The sequence below is a fragment of the Marinomonas sp. BSi20584 genome (genome assembly GCF_002792415.1).
Lineage (GTDB): Bacteria > Pseudomonadota > Gammaproteobacteria > Pseudomonadales > Marinomonadaceae > Marinomonas > Marinomonas polaris.
The window spans coordinates 26,474-41,849 of the sequence record NZ_KZ454877.1 but is presented as its reverse complement, the minus strand read 5'-3'; the positions used below and the strand labels follow the sequence as shown (position 1 = coordinate 41,849).

The window sequence follows — 15,376 nt, the reverse complement described above, 5'->3', positions numbered from 1 at the left end:
AAAGTTATGACAAAAACACTCGAAAAGGTTGAGACTCCAGATCAACTTCCTGATTCAACCCGCGTTGTTATCATTGGAGGTGGCATTGTTGGAGTGACTGCCGCTCTTGCTTTAGCTGAACGAAATATACCTGTTGTGCTTTTGGAAAAAGGTCATATTGCTGGCGAACAATCTTCACGCAATTTAGGCTGGATTCGTAAAACTAACCGTCACTTACATGATGTTCCCTTGGCGCAAGCTGCTGATAAACTCTGGGCTGAGATGCCAAGTCGAGTCGGGCGTGATGTCGGTTATAAACAAGCTGGCATTATGTTTCTAGCGAAAACAGAACCACAACTTGAGATGCATAAGAGCTGGTTGAAGTCTGTAGAATCGCTTTCATTGGATTCTAGAATGGTGACTCCTCAAGAGATTGATGAATTGGCTCCGGGCGGAAAAGGTAACTGGCTTGGCGGTATTTATACCCCTTCAGATGGTAATGCCGAACCTTCAATTGCCGCTTCAGCCATTGCTAATGCCGCGATTGAAAAGGGTGCTGTTATCGTTCAGCAGTGTGCTGTTCGAACTTTGTCGACCGAAGGTGGAAAAATCAGCGGAGTCGTTACTGAAAAAGGCGAAATTCGCTGCGAACAAGTTTTGCTAGCGGGTGGCGCTTGGTCAAGACGCTTCTTAGGTAACCTTGGTATTTCATTCCCAACACTTCCTTTAATTTGTTCCGTTCTGCGTACCAAACCAATGGAAGGCCCTACCAATATTGCCATTGGTGGCCCAGACTTCTCTTTCCGTAAACATCAAGATGGCGGCTATATCATTACGCAACGGGGGAAATTGGATGCTCCGATTACACTTGATCATATGTTGATTGGTCATAAATATCTTGATCAGCTTCGTACTCAGCGTAGTTTTCTGAATGTCTCAATGGGAAGTTATTTCTTCAAGGATTTAGGGTTATCTCGCCGCTGGAATGGAAAAAGTTGTACGCCTTTCGAAAAAATCAGAACGAATGACCCCCAATTTAATGCAGACTTGAATCAGCAGGCTTTAAACAATCTTAGACAGGCTTGGCCTATTTTTGAAAAAGCAGAAATTGCTGAAGCATGGGCAGGAATTATTGACGTCACACCTGACTCAAATCCGGTGATTGATCATGTTAAATCCATACCGGGTTTGACTGTCGCAACAGGTTTTTCAGGGCATGGTTTTGGAACAGGGCCAGCGGCAGGACAATTAGCGGCAGACCTAATCTCAAACATGGAGCCTATTATTGACCCAACTCCTTATCGGTTTGAACGACTTTAGGAACGATACGAAAAGAACAAGTCTCTTTTATGGACCGTTATTAAAGAAAAATAGAATGCTCTAAACTGAGCATTCTATTTTAGTATGATTAAATCTAATTTCTAGTTAATCAAAAATAGCGACAGCACGGATGAAACCGGCGGAACCATTTTTGATCTTGTAAGGGAAGCAAGACACTATAAAACCGTTGGCAGGTAAGCTTTCTAGGTTAGACAGTTTTTCCATTTGGCCATAGCCAATATCTCGACCAGCTTTATGGCCTTCCCAAATGATGGATGCATCACCCGATTCAGCGAACTTTTCACGAGTGTATTTGAATGGCGCATCCCAGCTCCATGCGTCGGTCCCGACCACACGAACGCCACGCTCTAATAAATACATGGTGGCTTCACGTCCCATCCCTATGCCAGCCTCTAAATAGCCCGCTTCACCGTAAATAGCGCCAGCACGAGTATTTACCAATACGATATCGAGTGGTTGTAGCTCGTGTTTAATGCGCTTTAGCTCTGCTTCTACTTCTGCGGCAGTAATGATATGGCCATCAGGGAAATTGCGAAAATCCAATTTTACCCCAGCTTGTAAGCACCAATCTAAAGGTAACCTGTCAATGCCATAAGCGGGTTTTCCGCCATCGGTTGTGGACGCATAATGCCAAGGAGCGTCCATATGAGTGCCATTATGGGCGCTCATCACCATTTTTTCGACGGCCCAAGCCTCGTTACCTGGCATGTCTTCTTTTTTAAGACCTGGGAACATACCCGCCATTTCAGGCCAGCCTTGTTGGTGATCGGTGTAATCAATTTTAGGTAATAGCGGTGGTGGATCGGTATAAGGATTGTTATCCAAAGTGACGGATAAGTCGACAATACGTCGGGTGCTGGATGGTTTCATGTATCTATACCTCTTTTTATTATTGTGTCGTAGCCAAATGACAGCTATTCAATTTTTATCATTCAATAGTAAGGAAAAAAGGTAGTATCATTAAGTTGATAATAGCGATGTTATCTGTCGATATTATCAACTTGACTTTTAGATGTTTTTTATGGAGTTGATCAGATTCTAGTTTGATTTTGACTTAAAAGCCGTATTTAGATTTATGCTCTAAATACGGCTTTGGGGTGGTTCGACGACTTATATTGGTGATAGCTTAAATGAGTTTAGCTCGCTTTAATCATGTCGGCCGCTTTCTCTGCGACCATGATGACAGGTGCATTTGTATTGCCAGCCATGACATAAGGGAATATAGAGGCGTCTGCTACTCTTAGTCCTTTGATGCCTTTTACTCTTAATTGAGGATCTACAACCGACATTGCATCAATACCCATTTTACAAGAGCCATTTTGGTGGTGGTAAGATAATACTGCCGAACGCGCATATTCAGCCAGCTGCTCGTCCGTTTGAACGGATGGTCCAGGATAAATTTCTCGTCCTCTCCATTCATCTAGTGCAGGCTGTGAGTTGATTTCCCGCATTTGTTTAATTGATTGGACTAGAATATCAACATCATTCTTCGTTTGTAGAACCTGAGGATCGATGTTCATTTCATCTTCTGGGTTTGACGAACGCAGAGTGATGCTGCCACGAGCTGTTGGTCGAACTCCTGCGGCACACAAAGAATATGCGTTCATTGTTGGTTTTTCTTGTTCTGGTGCGTAGTAGGGAACATGAAAAAATAGTGGTTGCATATCAGGTCCAGGTAAGCTTTCTTTTGATTTTACGAAGCAATGTCCATGAAGAATCTGGATTGACATGTCTGTTGGTGGCGGTATTTCTTTTGCTCCTTCATAAATTACAGGGCATAGGGTGTGATCGTGTAAATTTTTACCTACACCTGGTAGGTCAACTTTTACTGCAATCCCAAGCTTTTCAAGTTCTTGCTTTGGACCTATTCCTGAGAGCATTAAAATACGTGGACTCTCAATTGCCCCACCACATACTATGACTTCTTTTTTAGCAGAGACGGTTTGTTTCTTACCTTCTTGCATATATGTTACACCTGTCGCTCTGCCTTTCTCTATCTCTACTTTATGAACTCGAGCATTGGTTATTAGTGCCAAGTTTTGACGTTCAAGAGCAGGGCGTAAAAAAGCGACTGCCGTTGAATCACGTTTCCCATTCCTAGTATTAAGGTCGGTAAATGCAACCCCTTCTTGAGAAGCTCCATTGGTATCATTGTTATATGCTAGTCCTGCTTGTTGAGCGGCTTCTACAATTGCTTTTGTAACAGGGTGAGGTGTGAATTCGCTAGTAACATGAAGTAGACCACCTACACCATGGTAGTGGTTTTCTCCACCAGAAAAATCTTCTGATTTTTTAAAGTAGGGCAAAATCGAGTCGTAGTCCCAACCGGTACAACCGAATTCGCTTGCCCACTGGTTATAATCTGAGGCGTTACCTCTTACATAAATCATGCCATTTAGAGAAGATGAGCCACCGAGTACTTTACCCCTTGGCCAATAAAGTGAACGACCATGGGCATGTTCTTGTGGCACCGTTGAATAACCCCAATCGTACGCTGTCCCCCATAGTTCTATTAAACGCATAGGAGTAGATATTTTTTCACTATTGTCAGGTCCGCCAGCTTCAATAAGGAGCACGCTAGCGCCGTTTTCTGTTAATCTATTTGCAAGTACGCATCCTGCGGAGCCTGCTCCACAAATGATGTAATCATATGAATTCTCAGCAGCATTAGCCAAATTAATACTAGCTCCTAAAAGGCCACCACCTAGAGCTAATACTCCAGATGCCACCATAGTATGCCCAATAAAGCTGCGTCGTGATAAGTCGATTTTTTTTGTTTTTTTATCCGTCATAATTAACTCACTATTATTTAGTAGACTATTTCAGGGGAATGGTTCTCATATAGTGTTATGACTGAGGCCATTCCAATTTTGAGCATTGACTAGTAAGAATTAGCTAAAAATAACCTGAATATCGGTATATTCCATTAAGCCTTCATCTGAAAACTCTACACCGATACCAGATGATTTAACGCCTCCGAAGGGGGCATTCGGTTGAATAGCACCATGCTTATTAATCCAAACTGAGCCGCATTCTAATCGGTTAGCAATGCTTTTCGCCGCTTCGATATTTGATGACCAAATAGACCCACCTAAGCCATTAGGTGAGTCATTGGCAAGACGAATCGCTTCATCTAGATTGGAATACTTTACAATAGGTAATACTGGTCCGAATTGTTCCTCATCAACCAAGGAATCTCCATTTTTCAAATCGGAAATAATTGTTGGAGGGTAGAAAAGACCTTTTCCAGGCTCGCCTCCTAATAGCACCTTTCCTTGCTCTTTGGCTTCTGAAATCAAGCGTGAAACTTTATCAAACTGTGCTTTATTTTGGATTGGGCCTAATATGCTTGATTCATTCATACCGTCACCAACGGGTATTTTTTTAGCAAATTCAACAAGTGATTCACATACAGCGTCATACACTGACTCATGAACATATAGTCGCTTCATTGCAGCACAGGTTTGTCCATTGTTAATGAACGCCCCCCAGAATAAGCCTTCTGCAATGGCATTAGGATCGACATCCGGTAAAACAATGCCAGCATCATTACCACCTAGCTCTAAGGTGAGTCTTTTCATGCTGTCGGCAGCGGACTTCATTACTTTTTTACCTGTTGCACATGAGCCAGTGAAAACAATTTTTCTTATATCAGGGTGTGCAGACATTGCTGCGCCTAAGTTGAATTCTTTATCGTCACCTGTTACGACATTAACAACACCGGGAGGTAATACTTCCTGCATTATTTCTATTAGACGAATTGTAGATAGAGGGGTATTTGGTGAGGGTTTAATCACAACAGTATTACCTGTTCTTAGTGCCGGTATTACATGCCAAATTGCGATTAATACAGGAAAGTTCCATGGTGTGATCGAGCCGATAACGCCAAGTGGTTTTCGGTGTAGTTCCACTTTTCCATCTTCGGTGTCTTGTAATACTTTGACGGGAATAGATAGATTAGATGTATATCCAGCCCAAGCTACAGCGGCTCCTATCTCCCAGCGAGAACCTAAACCATTTAATGGTTTTCCTTGTTCAAGGGTTATTAGTTTTGCCAGTTCTTCGGAGTGATCTTCTATTTTCTTAGTTATTGCAAGGCATCTCTTTTTAAGTTCGTCATCAGCCAGCGAAGACCAAGATAGGAAAGCGGTTTTAGCGGATTCCACCGCTATATTTAATTCTTCATTTCCCATATTTGCTGTATGACCAACAATTTGGCCTGTAGAAGGGTTTAGGACATCGAAACTTGCATCATCTGCTCTATTTGAAATGGAACTGTTCATTATTTTTATTCTCCATAGTTGCTCGGTGCGTTAACAAATAGCGAGTAACAAGGATGATAAAAAAATTTTAACCGTGGGGACTTGGACTTATCCGACAACGCTATTGGACAATTACGTCACTATTGCGTTGACCCCGGTGTTATATGGTATTTTTTTCTGAATTCGCGATAAAAATAAGATAAATCGTTGAATCCTGAGCTAAGTGCAATATCGGTCACACTTTCATTTAATACCCCTTCTTTTCGTAAACATAGTCTAGTGTGAGCGTGTTCAAGTCTCGTATTAATAATCCTATGTCTTGGTGTTTCGCCTAAAATTTGAAAGTGCCTTTGTAGGGTTCGTTCAGAAATATTTAAATGATATGCAACATCACGTGGAGAAAAGCTTGAGTTTAAACAGTGTTTATCGATAAGCGCTAACGCTCTTGAAAGTAGCTGTTCGCTTGGCTCTATATGGCTAACATTATATGTGGTGTGAAGGTATGCACTGATTAAACTAAGAAAAGCATCACCTAAAGACTGTTGGTGCGTATCGTCAGATGTAATCATTTTTCTCAAGACAGAATGTATTGCTAACCAGAGGGGGTCATCTCGCGATATGCTAATGCCACCATAGCCAATATTGCCAAAGCGATGCATCGCTTCATCTCGAGGGATGTGAAAGGATATTTGGCGAGATCTGTTATTGTCATATCGGAATGATGATGGTTTCACTGAATCGACAAGAAACATATCGCCTGGTCGCAATTTTGTTATATTTTCTTCTTGTTGGACATGGCTGCACCCTAAGTCTTGCACTAAAAGGAAAAAGTATTCTCCAGGGTCTTGGCGTATGGCTTTTTTATCCCTTTTTATTTGAACAGAATTAATGTCTACAATTGCTGTATCAAAAGCCCCGAAGCGTTTGGTAGTTACTCCTCCATCAATCATACCTGTTCTTGACTTGGGTTCGACATCGAATTGTCCGCACACTTTACGGATTTCTGAGGTGAAAATTTCTACTGGTAACAGGTTATGATGAGATTGAATAAGTGGTTCCATCTAGACCTCATTGAATTCATATATTTTTATTTTTAGAAATTTATTTTTGAACTCCACTTACAAAAATGTAGCACAATAAGATACATAAAATGAAACTATTAGTATTTTATCGTATCCTATTGGCTGTTGTTTATACTGGTATCAGCATGAGAAATATTTTGTCTACATAATATTAATGTATAGGCCTACCATTGTTTATGCTTACTGCTTTCCTTAAACAGAGTGTAAATCAAGAAAGCCGAACTATTGTCCGGCTTTTTGTTTCTGCTTAAATTCCTAGACTAGGAAGCTATGTTAAGTAATACCTTCTCAAAGAAGCTTGTTAAACCATCATGATCGTCTAATGGCAGAACGTCTGCCACATATTGGTCAGGTCGAACGATGATTATGCAGCCGTTTTTCTTGTCGATTCCTCGTTTGTCATAGAACGAGTTCTCTTCACAAAGAGCGCTGTAGACTTTTTCATAATCTTTTAATCCGAGGCAGCCTTTTGATGGCTGTAAAAGCGAATGAATATCGGCTACTTCTATTTCCCGATGAGGTACTTGGAAGACAGCTTGCACATTGATTATGGCATCGATATCTGCATCTTTTGGTGTAAAACGCTGGATAGGGGATGACGGATTGTTTTGTAAAAACTCGCATAGCGCTTTAACTTTGCAAGTATCGCTCATGAAGTTTTGCTCTCCTGCAAAGGCGAGAATGTGCCAACGACCATCAGCTTTCATGCTGTGACCAAGGTGTACTGGTTTCGCATCAGCATGGCGAGTTACTTTGGCAGAATGAAAACGCATACCAATGGTTTGTCCTGTTGCTAAACCTTGATGTTGTCCAGACGATACCAAGTCTGACTGCGGATAGTGAATGGCGGTACCAGCGGTGAAGCGACCAAATTGAACAAAGTATTGCTGAAAGGCGGTTGGATCAACACCATCCGGATTGGTCGCAGATTTAGGTTTGGCGCTGAACATTTTCGAAAACTCGCGATCGAAATCGATTAATTGCTGAGCCACAGTTTGTCTTTCGAAAGAATAAGACTGCAGTAATTCTGCATTTGCTCTTCCTGTTAGCACATGGGCAAGTTTCCAGCCCAAATTCCATGTGTCATTGACTGAAGTATTCAGTCCTTGCCCCGCTTTTGGGCTGTGAGTGTGACAAGCGTCGCCAGCTAAAAATACATGAGGTAATCGACCATCTTCGGCGTCATCAAATGCGGTAGTAAGCCGCTGGCCGATTTCATACACGCTCCACCAAGCGATTTCTTTCACTTCAATGGTGTACGGATGCATGATGCGGTTTGCTGCAGCAATAAGGTAATCGGTTGTGATTGATTGCTTGCTGAGTCGTTCATTATTTTTTAGTTTGTCCAGCTCAATATACAAGCGCACCATGTAACCGCCTTCGCGCGGAATGATCAGCATGTTGCCTTCATTACTGGAATGAATCGCTGATTTTAGGCGAATATCAGGAAAGTCGGTTACTGCCAATACATCCATAACGCCCCATCCTTGATTGATAGAGTCGCCGACCAATTCACGGCCAATGGATTTACGTACTGTGCTCCGAGCACCGTCACACCCAACCACGTATTTGGCTTTAACCGTCTCGATCATGCCAAGATGTTGAGAGTCTAAGCGTTCAAACGTCAGTGTCACCGGGTAGTCTGTGACTGTTGAATCGACTTCAAGATTGAGTAGTTGGCGGGAGTAATGAGGAACGACTTTTCCTGGCCCGTGGCGCATCACATCAAGAAAGGCATCATGCACTCTGGCTTGGTTGATGATGACATGAGGCATTTCAGATAAGTCATCTTCCACGTCTTGAATTTTGCTACTGCGTGCAATTTGCTTTGGTTGTTCAGTATTAGGTTTCCAAAAAGCGGTTTCGTTTACCCAGTAGGCTTCTTGCTTAATTTGATCTGCGAAGTCATAGGCTTCAAACATTTCCATGGTACGACAAGCAATACCATCAGCTTGACCTACTAATAAACGATCGTCTTTTTGTTCGACAATACAGGTAGAAATAGAGGCAAATTTGGACAACTGCGCGGCGAGATTGAGCCCTGCAGGACCACAACCCACGATCATTACATCTACTTCTGATGGCAGTGGATGTTTTAAAGGCGGAGCGATGACTCGATCTGCAGGATCTGTAATTTTAGGATCGCCTGGGTGAAAGCCTTGTTGATAAAATTGCATGGATTGTCCTCTTATTATTGTCTGTGGCTGGCTATTAGAAATTAAAATATTTGCTGTCTGGAATAGAAATGACTTTAATGTATTCAAGGTATAAGTAAAAATAGATTTTTATCTCAAGACTAATAGAAAACGCATAGATGAATCCTAACTTATTGAAGCAATTAGCCATCGTTGTGAAGCAGGGCTCTCTTAGTCGAGCTTGTGAGCAGCTGTATATAACTCAGCCAACATTGACGCGTAGTATTCAGCAGTTGGAAATGAGAGTCGGTGCACCAGTGCTTGTTCGAACGCGTTATGGCGTACAGCCTACCGAAATTGGTGCAAGATTAGCGCAAATTGGCGAAAGGATTTTGGCTGAAACAGAACAAGGTGAAGAGGTCATTCGACAGTTTCATAGCGGCTATCATAATGAATTTGTGATTGGTATTGATCCGCTTTGGGAATTTGCCACGGTAGAGCAAATGACCGCCTATTTTATGCAAGAAAAGCGTTATGTCTTTCACTTTAGGACGGGCTCCGCGGCCGCGCAGATTGAGTTATTACAAAAGGGTGAACTCGATTTTTTATTGGCGCCTGCGCACCTTACAGTTAAGCAAGGGGCGCTCGATAGACAGTTGTTGTTTCGAGATCGCTCCGGTGTTTTTGTTGGGAAAAAATCGGCTCTGAGAGGAAGGGATACCGTTATTTCTCAAGAGATTTTGGAGAAGCAACATTGGATAGCGGCAGGAGCAAATGCCGGCTTTCTTGATCGGCCTAGTGAGATTATCGGGCTCAAAGCTGCCAGCATGGCGTTTACGGGAAGTATTCGCTCGGTTTTACACCTTTTAAATACGTCCGATGTATTGGTTCGTCTACCTGCTCGTTTAGCCTTAATGACTGGAGCGGTTGAAATCGATCAATTGATCAAGGTGCCAGGACCAAAAGGACCAAGGCGAGACATCGCGCTTTGGTCAAGAGTTGATAATTTGGAGCGCCCTGAGTGCATGAAAGTTCATGAATTGATTCGTGGTTTTATGCAAACACTGGACGACACTGTATCGACATTTGAATTGGACCTATGACCTAGTCAGGGCGCCGGCTGCTGACGATAAAATTGGCACAGTAGTCGGTAAACATCAGGCATCTCTTTTTTCATCATTTTAGGATCTTCAAAAAAGGTTTCACTGCACACCGCGAAGAACTCGGCAGGGTTGGTTAGTGCATATTCATCCAGTGGTAAGTGTTTGTGATGCTGCCAGTCATTTTGTAGGCGTTGGAAGGCAGCGGTGAATATGTCATGCCATTCCCCGGGCTTCATATCCGGGTGCATCGGCGGTGCGCCATTAGCGCCATCACGAAGCATGTCTAATTTATGTGCGAATTCATGAATGACCACATTACTGGCTTTGCCATGACGTGCATGAGCGCCCGTTTCTAGGATGGATTCCCACGAAAGAATCAAGGGGCCTCTCTGCCATGCTTCGCCGCTTAACCCTCGACCTTCCGCGTGTACGACACCATCTTCACTTTGATAAGGGTGGTTGGTGATAAAGTCTCCTTCGTACAAAATGATGGTTTTGCAGTGGTCGTACCAATCTAAACCGAGATGCAAAATAGGCACACACGCCATAGTGGCAAGTTTTAGGCACATCGCTTCAGTGAATTGAAATTCGGCACCAGGAGTAACACCTTTACGAGCAAGGAAATGAAAGCTCATATCACGAAGTGTGTCACGTTCAGCGCCTTGGTAACGGTTCATAACGGGCCAATCAGCAATGGCGGATTCCCATTGTTCTATGGTAAATCCCATTGCTTTGATTCGCCGTTTTTCCAGCCAATTATTGAGTTGTTTGAACATTATTTTATCTCTATTGAATACGAAGGCTTGTTTAATATATTGTTCAATATCAGTCGAGTAAGTGAATTAGTTGTGCGCATTAGTCGGTTGAGAGATGTAGTTTAATGATAATAAGCATCATTAAACTTCCTTAAGCACAATCTCTCCTTAATTCTTATGAATTCCTCCGACTTTGCTGCCTTAATCTCGCGCGAGTTTACTTATATCATGAGTGTCAAATTTATGACGTCATCCTTATGTTGAGGATTGGTTAAGTCCAATTAAGCAACGAGAGAGCTTCTTTTGAAATTATTTTTTACTTCTTTATCTCACATGCGCGCCAATTCGTTTTGGCTTATAAAAAGATCTTTATTAACATCCTTATTAATTAACTTAATAGGTCATGCACAAGCTGAAGAGTCTGATATTAAGGTGGATTCTGTTCCTGTGGCTGAAAGCGTTCAATTAGAGCAAGAGTCAAAAGGGTATGCTTTTTCAAATCAAACGGTTATCGATTTGGCGAAAGAGTTGGCTCAATCTCCAATGAAGCCTGCGGAGAAAGCACCGCAAGCGCTGACTGAGATGGATTATCCTACCTATCGACAAATTAATTTCCAGCAAAACCAAGCGGTTTGGGGAAACACGCTAACAAAATTTTCAGTTCAGCTTTTTGCTCCTGGTTTTATATTTAAAGATTTAGTCTCTATTGATGTCGTGGAAAATGGCCGTGCTTTTCCCTTGAATGTATCGTCAGATTCTTTTACCACACCGAATGCAGAGATTAGTAAGCTGATTTCTCAGGTTGGAAAATATGCCGGATTACGTTTGCATTACCCAATTAATGATGCGAACACGAATGATGAATTTGCTGTTTTTCAAGGCGCTAGTTATTTTCGTGCAGTTTCTAAAGGTCAGTCTTATGGCTTGTCAGCCCGAGGCCTTGCTGTAGATGTTGCCCAGCCAAAGGGTGAAGAGTTCCCAATGTTCAAGCAGTTTTGGATTGAACGTCCATCATCAAGCCAAGATGCGATTGTTGTTCATGCTTTATTGGACAGTAAGAGTGTTACTGGAGCTTATCGTTTCGGCATCTATCCAGGAAAGCCGACTCGTATCGATGTAAAAGCGACGTTGTTTCCACGAGTTGATTTGAAAAATGTGGGTATTGCTCCGTTGACATCGATGTTCATGTACAACAGCTCACTGGATGTTTCGGATGTGCCTGATTACCGTACTGCTGTTCACGACTCTGATGGTTTACAGATTTTAACCGGTAAAGACGAGATGCTTTGGCGACCTCTGAATAACCCAAAATCACTGCAAGTTAGCGCCTTTAGTGATACCTCGCCAAAAGGCTTTGGCCTAATCCAACGTCATCGTAAGTTTGAAGACTATCAGGATTTAGAAGCCAGCTATCACACTCGTCCTTCTGCTTGGATTAAACCGATGAATGATTGGGGGGCTGGGCACGTTGAACTAGTAGAGATTCCATCAAATTCTGAGACCAATGACAACATCGTTGCGTATTGGCAGCCTAAAGATGGGCTTAAAAAAGACCAATCATATACTTATCAATATTTGATGACTTGGTCTAACGACACGCCTGTTTCATTGGATTACCCTCGTGTTGTGCGCAGTGCAAAAGGCGTAAAGCTATTTAAGACAAACCCAGAAGTAGTGATTGATTTCAATAAAATGCCGGATGTAAATGTTGATGATCTGACGATTGACGCCAGCATTAGCAAAGGAAAAATACTCGAAGCGATAGCCGTCAAGAATCCCCATAAAAATGGTGTCCGTGTTTACGTTTCTTTTGATCCTGAGGATGTCAACTTGGCAGAGTTAAGAGTGCAACTTAAACAAGGAGATACCGCCGTTGCTCCTACTTGGCTGTATCGTTGGATGAAGGAATAATCATGTTAAAGGATAGCGCAACAAAACTAGCATTGCCGCAAGCTTCGCCTTTGGATATGCCGCGTCATACCGTTGATGAAGCTCCCCAAGCTCGTAAGAAAAGATTACAAGGTTTTGCCGTTACGACATTTCTTTCGCGTTTGTTTGTTTTATTTTGCACTGCTGGGTTGTCTTGGTACGGTGCGACTGAAATGTACAGTGTGCTGAATACCAATGCGATTGCAGGCTTGCAGTGGGCGTTCTTGGTTTTATTTTGTATTAACTTTACGTGGATTTCTTTTGCGTTTTCCCAGGCAACGCTTGGCTTGATTTTCCAGCTGTGGCCATTTTCTCGCACTCGAAAAGAACAAGACGTAGGAGGCGTTACGGCTATTTTGTTACCTGTTTATAATGAAGATCCTCTGCGTATTCGTGCCAATATCCAAGCCATGCATGAAGACCTAATGAAACAAGCTCCGGGCAAGTTTGCATTCTTCATTTTAAGTGATACCAACAGAGCGGATGCATGGATTGCCGAGGAACAAGCGTTTCGTCCTTTGCTTAATGATGACGCTGCGGCTTGTCCTATTTATTACCGTCGTCGTTACAATAATGCCGAGCGTAAAGCTGGCAACATTGCAGAATGGGTAACGGGTTACGGCGGCGATTATGAATGCATGATTGTGTTGGATGCCGACAGTTTGATGGGGGCGGATTGCCTTATTTCTCTGACTCGTCGTATGGCAGCCGAACCGGGTTTAGGATTGATTCAAACTTTGCCAACTATCATTCGTGCGAACACTTTATATAGCCGTATTCAGCAGTTTGCCAACCATTGTTTTGGTCCTATTTATGCTTCTGGTTTGGCGGCGTGGCATGGTTATTCTTCTAACTTTTGGGGACATAATGCCATTATTCGTACCAAAGCATTTGCCGATGCTTGTGGCTTGCCAGTTTTAGAAGGTAAAGCACCTTTCGGTGGTCATGTGATGAGCCACGACTTTATGGAGGCCGCGTTATTGCGTCGTTCAGGTTGGGGTGTGCGTTTTGATACGGATCTGAAAGCGTCTTACGAAGAAGCGCCACCGTCGCTGGTGGATGTGATTGTACGTGATCGTCGTTGGTGTCAGGGCAACTTGCAGCACAAAGCCTTTGTATTTGCTAGAGGTTTTCATTTTGCGACTCGCTTGCACTTGATATCTGGCATCATGTCTTACCTAAGCGCGGTTTTTTGGTTGATGCTGATCGTGGTGGGTTTCGCCTTGGCAGTTCAGGCGTATTTTGTTCGTCCGGAATATTTTGCTAATCCATCGTTGTTTCCAACATGGCCAGTGTTTGATTTCGAAAAAGCGCGTTCTTTATTCATCCTGTCTATGGCGTTGGTATTAGCGCCTAAAGTGTATGGTTGGTTGTCGGCTATGTTGAACTTCCGTCGTTGCATGCAATTTGGCGGTCCGATATTACTAACCTTAAGTACCTTGGTAGAGACCGTGCTATCGGCTTTGTACGCGCCGATTCTGATGTTGTCTCAATTCCAAGTTGTCTATGATGTCTTCAAGGGCCGCGACAGCGGCTGGAAACCTCAATCTCGTGACGATGGCGCAACGTCGTGGAAAGTCGCTGCTCGTGCGCACTGTAGTCATACTTTATTGGGCTTAGGATTGGCGAGTGGGGCGCTATTTTTAAGTATCGAGTTGTTTTATTGGTCTTTGCCAATTAGCTTTGGTTTAATTTTGTCTATTCCGTTATCTTGGATCAGTGGCGGTGCAAAACGTGGCAATGTGATTCATTACTTGGGCCTTATGCGCGCACCAGAAGAAAAGCGTCCACACCCAATTATTAACATGCAAAGTCGCTATGATGAAGCGCAAAGCGAGCTAGATTTTGATGGTGCTTTGTCTTCTTTAAAACGTTTGTCATCTGATGCGACACTTTTTTATTGGCACCTTGCTCAAATGCCAATAGATGAACCAAACAAAGAATTTTGTCGCGCGTGGATTTGTGCCGAATGGCAAATCCTTAACAGTAACAATATTCAAAGCCTGTTAGATCATCTCAGTGAAAAAGAGTGTCTCGCTATTTTGCAACACCGTGAACTTATGGTAGCAATGGAGAAATACTTGCCAGAAGATAAGCGTGTGAGCAAACAGACAGAAGAGTTTGTGTTGGCTTAAGACTAGACTGCGGCGCAAAGAGAGGCTAATAAATGTTTCTCTTTGCGCCGTTTTTTTATATTACGAGTAGTCGCTTAGAGGGAATTCACTTAACGGGAATTCCCTTGTTATTTTTGGCTGTCTCATTGAAAACATGGTGTTTACCGAGCGAACGCCTTTTGCTTGCAAAAGTTGTTTGCTCAAAAGCTCATCATAACTATCTAGGTCTCTGGTGATGATCTTTAGCAGGTAGTCACAATCACCACTGACAGAATGACATTCCTGTATTTCAGGGCAGTTGCGTACGATGGAAAGGAAAGGTTCCAGTGTTTCTGGGTGATGGTTATCCATTGAGACTTGCGCGAAGGCGATCACATTTAAGTTCACCTTCTTCGGATTCAACTCTGCTGTATAGCAATTGATATAGCCTTCTTCTTCTAGGCGTTTTAAGCGCCGCCAGCAAGGTGCGGTTGAAAGGCCAATCTTATCTGCTAAATCTCTATTACTTAAACGACCGTCTTTTTGTAAGGCGGCAAGAATACTGATGTCAAATTTGTCGAGCATGAAAGTGTTTCCATTTTTTGTTATTTGAAGAAACTTTGTTGCTCAGTCTGTCAAAGACTCGGCAATTAAGAAAGATAATTTCGCTGAATCATAGATAAGATTAACTACATCA

General features: G+C 42.8%; 11 protein-coding genes. 4 read left to right on the top strand and 7 right to left on the bottom strand.

What is annotated here, in order from left to right; all coding sequences use genetic code 11:
- Window positions 1–6 precede the first annotated feature (6 nt).
- Window positions 7–1,299: an NAD(P)/FAD-dependent oxidoreductase gene (locus tag TY87_RS09910; RefSeq protein WP_100186960.1), complete on the top strand. Its 1,293-nt coding sequence runs from the start codon at window positions 7–9 to the stop codon at window positions 1,297–1,299.
- A 105-nt stretch (window positions 1,300–1,404) separates the two neighbouring features.
- On the opposite strand, the gene TY87_RS09905 is transcribed toward TY87_RS09910, so the two are convergent.
- The 5 genes from TY87_RS09905 to TY87_RS09885 all read right to left on the bottom strand — a co-directional run bounded on the left by TY87_RS09905 (window position 1,405) and on the right by TY87_RS09885 (window position 8,841).
- Window positions 1,405–2,190, bottom strand: a complete 786-nt coding sequence (locus TY87_RS09905; protein WP_100186959.1) for a cyclase family protein — start codon at window positions 2,188–2,190, stop codon at window positions 1,405–1,407.
- A 266-nt stretch (window positions 2,191–2,456) separates the two neighbouring features.
- Window positions 2,457–4,052 (bottom strand): GMC family oxidoreductase, encoded by a 1,596-nt coding sequence (locus TY87_RS09900; protein WP_100187062.1) that lies wholly within the window; start codon window positions 4,050–4,052, stop codon window positions 2,457–2,459.
- 159 nt (window positions 4,053–4,211) lie between these two features.
- Window positions 4,212–5,603: an aldehyde dehydrogenase family protein gene (locus TY87_RS09895; RefSeq protein ID WP_100186958.1), complete on the bottom strand. Its 1,392-nt coding sequence runs from the start codon at window positions 5,601–5,603 to the stop codon at window positions 4,212–4,214.
- Between the two features lie 119 nt (window positions 5,604–5,722).
- Window positions 5,723–6,643, bottom strand: coding sequence for a helix-turn-helix domain-containing protein (locus TY87_RS09890; RefSeq protein ID WP_100186957.1), 921 nt, complete (start codon window positions 6,641–6,643; stop codon window positions 5,723–5,725).
- A gap of 281 nt (window positions 6,644–6,924) precedes the next feature.
- Window positions 6,925–8,841, bottom strand: coding sequence for an FAD-binding monooxygenase (locus TY87_RS09885; protein ID WP_100186956.1), 1,917 nt, complete (start codon window positions 8,839–8,841; stop codon window positions 6,925–6,927).
- A 137-nt stretch (window positions 8,842–8,978) separates the two neighbouring features.
- Here TY87_RS09885 and TY87_RS09880 point away from each other — a divergent pair, with 137 nt between their 5' ends.
- Complete coding sequence (locus TY87_RS09880; protein ID WP_100186955.1) at window positions 8,979–9,902, top strand: LysR family transcriptional regulator; 924 nt, start codon at window positions 8,979–8,981, stop codon at window positions 9,900–9,902.
- A 5-nt stretch (window positions 9,903–9,907) separates the two neighbouring features.
- On the opposite strand, the gene TY87_RS09875 is transcribed toward TY87_RS09880, so the two are convergent.
- A complete protein-coding gene (locus TY87_RS09875) occupies window positions 9,908–10,678 on the bottom strand; it encodes a M90 family metallopeptidase (protein ID WP_100186954.1) in 771 nt (256 codons plus the stop codon).
- 282 nt (window positions 10,679–10,960) lie between these two features.
- Here TY87_RS09875 and TY87_RS09870 point away from each other — a divergent pair, with 282 nt between their 5' ends.
- Window positions 10,961–12,568 carry a glucan biosynthesis protein G gene (locus TY87_RS09870; RefSeq protein WP_232617104.1) on the top strand — a complete coding sequence of 536 codons (1,608 nt, stop codon included), beginning with the start codon at window positions 10,961–10,963 and terminating at the stop codon, window positions 12,566–12,568.
- Between the two features lie 2 nt (window positions 12,569–12,570).
- Window positions 12,571–14,721, top strand: a complete 2,151-nt coding sequence (gene mdoH, locus TY87_RS09865) for a glucans biosynthesis glucosyltransferase MdoH (RefSeq protein WP_100186953.1) — start codon at window positions 12,571–12,573, stop codon at window positions 14,719–14,721.
- 60 nt (window positions 14,722–14,781) lie between these two features.
- Here the strand turns inward: mdoH and TY87_RS09860 are convergent, their stop codons facing one another.
- Window positions 14,782–15,264, bottom strand: a complete 483-nt coding sequence (locus TY87_RS09860; protein ID WP_072838303.1) for an Lrp/AsnC family transcriptional regulator — start codon at window positions 15,262–15,264, stop codon at window positions 14,782–14,784.
- Window positions 15,265–15,376 lie beyond the last annotated feature (112 nt).

Bases quoted from the DNA above. Each gene is read 5' to 3' on its own strand.
- TY87_RS09910 (WP_100186960.1), top strand. From the start codon at position 7: ATGACAAAAACACTCGAAAAGGTTGAGACTCCAGATCAACTTCCTGAT.
- TY87_RS09905 (WP_100186959.1), bottom strand. From the start codon at position 2,190: ATGAAACCATCCAGCACCCGACGTATTGTCGACTTATCCGTCACTTTG.
- TY87_RS09900 (WP_100187062.1), bottom strand. From the start codon at position 4,052: ATGGTGGCATCTGGAGTATTAGCTCTAGGTGGTGGCCTTTTAGGAGCT.
- TY87_RS09895 (WP_100186958.1), bottom strand. From the start codon at position 5,603: ATGAACAGTTCCATTTCAAATAGAGCAGATGATGCAAGTTTCGATGTC.
- TY87_RS09890 (WP_100186957.1), bottom strand. From the start codon at position 6,643: ATGGAACCACTTATTCAATCTCATCATAACCTGTTACCAGTAGAAATT.
- TY87_RS09885 (WP_100186956.1), bottom strand. From the start codon at position 8,841: ATGCAATTTTATCAACAAGGCTTTCACCCAGGCGATCCTAAAATTACA.
- TY87_RS09880 (WP_100186955.1), top strand. From the start codon at position 8,979: ATGAATCCTAACTTATTGAAGCAATTAGCCATCGTTGTGAAGCAGGGC.
- TY87_RS09875 (WP_100186954.1), bottom strand. From the start codon at position 10,678: ATGTTCAAACAACTCAATAATTGGCTGGAAAAACGGCGAATCAAAGCA.
- mdoH (WP_100186953.1), top strand. From the start codon at position 12,571: ATGTTAAAGGATAGCGCAACAAAACTAGCATTGCCGCAAGCTTCGCCT.
- TY87_RS09860 (WP_072838303.1), bottom strand. From the start codon at position 15,264: ATGCTCGACAAATTTGACATCAGTATTCTTGCCGCCTTACAAAAAGAC.